This is a genomic window from bacterium (assembly GCA_029210965.1).
GTDB lineage: Bacteria > BMS3Abin14 > BMS3Abin14 > BMS3Abin14 > BMS3Abin14 > JALHUC01.
Window position 1 is genome coordinate 1 of the sequence record JARGFZ010000074.1, and the last position, 5,547, is coordinate 5,547.

General features: G+C 53.5%; 6 protein-coding genes. All 6 read right to left on the reverse strand.

What is annotated here, in order from left to right:
* A partial coding sequence (locus tag P1S59_14100; protein MDF1527363.1) for a hypothetical protein occupies nucleotides 1-351 on the reverse strand: 351 nt, incomplete at its 3' end.
* A 998-nt stretch (nucleotides 352-1,349) separates the two neighbouring features.
* On the reverse strand, nucleotides 1,350-2,042 hold the full coding sequence (locus P1S59_14105) for a hypothetical protein (protein MDF1527364.1): 693 nt from the start codon (nucleotides 2,040-2,042) through the stop codon (nucleotides 1,350-1,352).
* A gap of 39 nt (nucleotides 2,043-2,081) precedes the next feature.
* Nucleotides 2,082-2,975: a hypothetical protein gene (locus tag P1S59_14110; GenBank protein ID MDF1527365.1), complete on the reverse strand. Its 894-nt coding sequence runs from the start codon at nucleotides 2,973-2,975 to the stop codon at nucleotides 2,082-2,084.
* A gap of 108 nt (nucleotides 2,976-3,083) precedes the next feature.
* The gene (locus P1S59_14115) at nucleotides 3,084-4,127 is read right to left on the reverse strand and encodes a hypothetical protein (protein ID MDF1527366.1); all 1,044 of its coding nucleotides are present in this window, start codon (nucleotides 4,125-4,127) and stop codon (nucleotides 3,084-3,086) included.
* Nucleotides 4,124-4,723: a hypothetical protein gene (locus P1S59_14120; protein ID MDF1527367.1), complete on the reverse strand. Its 600-nt coding sequence runs from the start codon at nucleotides 4,721-4,723 to the stop codon at nucleotides 4,124-4,126. Before P1S59_14120 ends, P1S59_14115 begins: the two co-directional genes overlap by 4 nt.
* Nucleotides 4,724-4,736: 13 nt before the next feature.
* Nucleotides 4,737-5,547: PKD domain-containing protein (locus P1S59_14125; protein ID MDF1527368.1), on the reverse strand; the 811-nt coding region annotated here is incomplete at its 5' end.

The following is a 5,547-nucleotide window of genomic DNA, read 5'->3' on the forward strand; positions in this document are numbered from 1 at the left end:
ACCCTCGTTCACATATGGGGCAAGATCCTCCTCGATGTAAGTCACCTGCTGGGACAGATCGGAAGCCTTGATCACCGTAAACCCGTTCACCTTCACAACCGCCGCCGAGGCGAGGCTGTCCCCCGCGGCGCTGCCGTTTTCCAGGGCGAGAGTGAAACTCCCCTCGATGGCGGGAATGGTGAAGGTCCTCACCTCAACATCCGGTCCCCCCGTATCCCGGTAGAACCCCTCCGGCTCGAACAAGGGTAACGTCACCGTGTTCGAGGCGAATGCGCCGGTTACTGACATCACGCCTACAAAAGATACGGTTAGTGCGATCAGTAGAATTGCCTTTCCTCGATATCGCTTCATAAGGAAATCCTTTCTCAATGGTATTATCCTCTTCTTTACCTGGTCCTGGTAAGGACCAAATACCTCAGAATGTACGAACCGGTTCCAGCGATCTGCTGAAACCGGTCTTTTAAACATACCTGTTACTCACCCACCCCTCCTTACTCCCATACAAGTCTATCATGGCCCCATGCGTTGTCAAAAAATTCACAAGCGCTTGCCAAGTGATTCGACTGAGCTTTACTGTAATGACTTTATTGGGAGCGTTATGATTGGAGCAATTTGCATGCCGCAGTGGTCTGTTTGTTCGGCAATCCTATAACCGCCTGTTTTATAAGGGGTGTTTTTGAAAATCTCCCTACACGCTTCCAACAAGTGTTACACTGACATATCTACACCTGCACACATTAATGTGCACATGTGGATTTGATGTATATGAACCTGTCTGTAAGGTTGGATCGCTTCTGAATGGCTGGACTTCCGTCTCCGCCGGCAGCTACGCCGTGACAGGTCCGCCTTCGTCCTTGGGGCGTCGCTGGTGGCTTCCGCCGTCGCTCTACGAGCTTCCCTCTTCGTTATGCCTGGCGCATAACTTCGCCGCGACAAGATGGCGTGACAGGTCCGTCTTCGTCACGCTAATTGCGTGACTGCGCCGTGACAAGATGCCCTCACAAGTCGAACTACGGCGTGACAGGTCCGCCTTCGCCGACGGCTGTCGACCGGCTTCCACCGACGCTCGTTTGGAACTCCTAAATTAGGGATTAGAGCGAGCTATGGTGGACAAGACGTTGGACAGGCCCTTCGATCCCGCCGTTGGCGGGACTCAGGACAAGCACCAAAACTTTTTCAGGCACAGTTTCGGGTTCTGGAAAGCGCTGGTGAGGAGGGATCATCCCAAAACAGGGTAACTCTACCTATGTCTCCACAGTCAGGCTCAGGACAAAATGATTTTTTGACCCAAGTGGATTAACAAACCCGCCCCGGCCTCCGAAAGGAAACCGGGACGGGTTTGATTGAGGCTAATCCACCGCTGGTGTCATGGTAACCGGTATCTCAAGCAGGCCATACGGAGCCGGTTCGACTACCAGATCGTATATCTCGTACCCCGGGGCCATCATCCTGACAGCATGGACTCCCGGAACGACCCCGTACAACGTCAAGGTCGCCGTATCGGGATCGGTGTTCCACTCTTCAGGAAAAAGCCCGTCCACATAGGCACGCGTCCCTTCGGGGACCCCGGTGAGGATCAGGGTTGCCGAATCGTCAACCTCCTGCGTCATAGTCATGGCCATCATCGCCAGGGATTCCTGCTGAGTCCAGCTTGTGGGGAACCGGCGCGCCTGGTTAAGATTAGGACACGTCACGTAGATGCCGGCGCCGTCATTGGTCACCGCCGCGTCAAGGGGACGGCAGCCGGTATGCTCGCTGTTCACGTCGATGAACCCCGCCTCCGCGGCGTTGTTATATACCTGAACCTTGCCGCTGTTGCCCCACGGGCTGAAGATTCGACCCTGGTCATCCGAAATCAACCGGTAGGGTGTATCGGACAGAACGTACAGGGCTGCCTCGCTGTCATCGTTCGTGTCGATGACCCTGATCTGTTTGCCGGTGGACCAGTTGGAGATTCCGTAGTAGAGATACCTGTCTCCCGACTCCACCGCGACGCCCCAGGTCTGGGGGTTGCCGGGTATATACCTGTCGAAGGTATCCACCGATGTGGAAATGTCCAGGACCGCCAGGGAGTTGGGCCACTAGAACGTGTTGTATCCGGCGTACAGCTCGGACTTGGTATTATTGATCCCCAATCCCTGTCCCCACCTGTGGACATCGTAGTTCTCGTACCTGACGACATTAAAGGGTGGGGAGCCAGCGATGTCCACCCGTGTGACGGGATACCAGCCCCAGGAAGTGGCGTACAGGCGGGAGCCGTCGGCCGTCACCTCCAGTTCCTGGGGGAAGGAAGGCAGGCCTGTGATGGTCTGGGCCACGGACAAGGTTTCGGTATCTATAACGGAAATGCTTTTGTCCCACTCGTTGGAGATGAAAAGGTATTTGCCGCTGGGGGTCAACGCCAGGAAGTTGGGGCCGTCGCCCACGGGGATCGTCGCGTATGGCGTCCCGGACAATGACTCGGTGTCGAACACCTGCACCGTATCATCATCCTGACAGCCGACGTAGAGGGTGGAACCGTTTGGAGAGATCGCGACCCCTTTGGGGTTGCTGCCGGTATGATAGAGCTTATAGGTGACCGTACTTGTAGGCGGCGCCCAGGTGAAGACCTGGCCTGCGACAGCGTAGTGTTCGTCAAAAGGCGCCTTTCCCTCTTGCCCAAGCTCACCCTTGAAAGCCAATGTATAAGTGGATTCCTCCTGGTAGGGGAAATTAACTGTCAATGTGCCGGATGTTTCATCCGGGCTCAATTTCAGATACCAGGCGGCATCCGGGATCTGTGCTCTGGTGTCATCAGCAACCGAGTCATAGTAAATGGAAAACCAGCCGTTCATCTGCTCGCCAGAGCTGTTGGTAATAGTGATCCCGCCAGGAATTGATGTCACTTCCATATGTGCCCTGAAGAAGTAATTTGTCAGTGCCGCTGTATAGGAGATGGTTCTGGGTACGAGCTTGTCAAAATAGGTATTAAACACTTCGTCATCGAGGAGGTACTCACCGGCCCCTCCATTCAGGTTCCCGAATTCGTCGTAGAAATTGACGAACGAATAAGCTGCCAGTTTGAACGAGTTATCGTTTTCAAGCTAGCAGTCAGGCATATAGCGGACATACCAGACGAGATCGAAATGAGCGTCCTCTGCCATAACCTCAACCCGCTCGGCCGTCGTCACGCTCTTGTTGGGGAACGGGAAGTGATACGGGTCGGTCGGATCTGTCGCTTCTGTGAAGATGGAATTGTCGCTAAAGAAATTGGCGTTGGAATATTCAGCCAGACCTGCCTCCTGATCACGGGACAACAGGATATCCGTTCCAACATACTGATTATGATCCCAGAAACGGGTCAGGTTATAATCAGCGATATCCACGGGGCTGATGGTTGATATCTGAGCTATATCAGAGTCCTTTTCTTCCACATAGTGCTCGAAACGATTGTACAAATACTTGAAACCACCATCCCCTCCGATCAGCTCCACATGTGCCAGGAGGTCGTTCCTCGTATGGGCCGGTACGCCCATATCCTGCAACAGGTGGGCAACCTGCCCCAAGTCCCTGAAAGTTCTGAACCAATATTTCTCACGCTCGGCTGTCTGCCCGGCAGTTAACGCAAGAAAGAAACTGTCCCGCGCAGCCATCCAATTATGGTCGTTCCATGTCCAGGCTGTTGAACCGAGTAGAGAAGGCCGAACATAACCAGTGGCCCAGGTCACGTTGGAAAAATCCTCCAGCCAGCAGCCGTAACGGACATCAACCAGATCCGACAAGGAAGCCGGCAGATCATCAACATACGCATCAGGCCACTCTTTTAGCGGATTGAGAAAATGACGGTTTGCGCGGCAGATGGGTTTATCCTCCATGTAGCTGCCGTACTCCAGCCACTCAGCGATCGTTCTAACTCTGACATTTGAATCGTCCTCAATCGGTTCATCCTGAGGGTCAATGAGTGTTCCAATTCCATACGTAAAACCAAATGCATGCCTCAGGTGGCTGTCCAGGTAACTATCCATGACCAACGCCCGCTCAACAATTGATCGGTGCGTGTTCACGTTATCGAAACCATGCACGGTTCCATGGATCGAAAAGAAGACGAGAATCGACAAGATTCCAACTGCCAGTATTTTTATTCTCATTGTTGTTCTCCTTGAAGTTCGCGGTTTCTCCTGAGTTCTAATGTACAAAGATGCTGCTCTCTATCTAGTGCTTTGCCCATAAACTTCGTACTACCGCCCCCAACTGTAAAAATGTCGAAGAAGTAATCTTCCTGTTCACAGTGAGACATGCCCTCCACCCAGGGCGTAAGGGAAACCCGCATCCAAAAGCGATGGGGATGTTTCTTATCCTTATCACTGCTCCAGTAATGGGTTTTCCCATCAAAAAAAGCATCATTGTTCCACATGAGATGGTCATTGCTATAAACCGTTACCATGGGATAGCTGAATATCAGCAGGGTCGGACGGCAGATGAAGAACCATCCCCTCTTCCCGGAAACTGTTTCGGCCAGGGCGTTTACAGGCTCCCCTTCAGGTGGAACAGGAAGCACCCATTCCCAGCTTGCCATAACGACCGCCCCTTCGATGGGTTCACCTGTATCAGCGTCCGTAACCCTCCCGATAACAGTACCGGTGAGGACGACAGCGAGAATGTAGAGGCCCAGTATGGTCAACTTGATCGGGTGCTTCAGATAAAAACGGCCTATCTTTGGGAGCAGGCTCTTTAGTAGGGACATAAAACGCTCCTTATCAGAACTGGTATATCCGCCATATGCCGTTTGGTTCTTTTAAAAAGTAGACATAGTAAGTGGTAAGTACTCCCCCCTCATCTCTTCGCAGCCTGTATTTGGCCTCTCCGTCTATTACGTAGATCAGTTCCATGTCCCCCATGTCGGCTGCCATCTGCGGCAGCTTGTCCACCAGCTTCGCAAAAATATCGTTGTATTTCCCGGTCGTCCTTCCGGAGAAAAGCCCCGCCGCTTCACCGGGTTCAAGCGAATTGAGTTTCTCCCTCAGATCCGTCCAACGATTGACAAGCAGTGTATTGATGGCTGCTTTATCCTCGACAGTGATCAGGGCCCCGGCGGTATGTGATATTGCCTCACCGTCGGTCACCGTTACCTCCGCATGATAAACACCGGGATAGTAATAGGTGTGAGCGACATACTCTTCCGTATTCGTGACGGTGTCCGCGGTCCCGTTCCCGTCGAAGTCGTATATATACTCGGTGCCGTCGATGCCGATGGCGTCGGCACGAAAATCCACCTCAAGGGGTGCGGTTCCCGATGAAATGTTGGCCTGAAGTTCCACGGCCGGACGGGAACCGGTGGCTGTTATCTCGACAGCAGACGTGTCGGTAATCTCCTCGAAAGTCGTGATGACGGCTGCCAGGGTATTTGTCCCTGCGACCAGGGGCACCTCCGATGCGACGAAGATTCCCCCCGACAAGGCTGCCGGTACTCCGTTGACCACGCTCCCCACATCGTCGGTGTATGCCTCCCACATCCCCTGGACAGTGGCCTTGTTCGCGTCCAGACTGCTTCCCACGGCCGGCTCCGTC

What these genes read in the sequence shown, in the direction of transcription:
- P1S59_14115 (MDF1527366.1), bottom strand. Translation starts at nt 4,127, where the DNA reads ATGAGAATAAAAATACTGGCAGTTGGAATCTTGTCGATTCTCGTCTTC.
- P1S59_14120 (MDF1527367.1), bottom strand. Translation starts at nt 4,723, where the DNA reads ATGTCCCTACTAAAGAGCCTGCTCCCAAAGATAGGCCGTTTTTATCTG.